1 protein-coding gene is annotated in these 478 nt (G+C 70.3%); it reads left to right on the top strand.

The genetic code is table 11. The features are described 5' to 3' along the window. The coding region (locus AC1DSF_RS30760) for an MBL fold metallo-hydrolase (RefSeq protein ID WP_478184098.1) at nucleotides 1-478 on the top strand (478 nt) is incomplete at both ends.

Genomic DNA, 478 nt, shown 5'->3' with positions numbered 1-478 from the left:
ACTCAACACCGCGCTCAACGCCCGCCAATCCGGCGGGCCGCGCACCTGGTGGCCCACCGCCGACAGCGACGTCGTCTGGCCGGACACCGTCTACGACGACGCCCTGACCTTGCAGATCAGCGGCGAGGAATTCCACCTGCAGCACACCCGTGCCGAGACCGACGACGCCACCTGGGTCTGGGCTCCCGCCCGCAAGGCCGTCTGCGTCGGCGACCTGTGGAACGGCGTGTGCCCGAACGCCGGGAACCCCCAGAAAGTCCAGCGCTACGCCGAGGAATGGGCCGACGCGTTCGACCGTATCGCCGCACTCGGCGCCGACGTGCTGATCCCCGGCCACTCCATGCCGATCACCGACGCCACCGCCATCCGCGAACGCCTCGGCAACGCCGCCGAACTGCTCCGCCACATCGTCGACCACACCATCGACGGCCTCAACGCGGGACTGCGCCCCGACGCCATCCTCGACACCCTGCGGATC

Source organism: Variovorax sp. 01N429, assembly GCF_056399425.1.
Note: the sequence above shows the minus strand (reverse complement) of the source record. Positions and strands in the feature narration are given on the sequence as shown.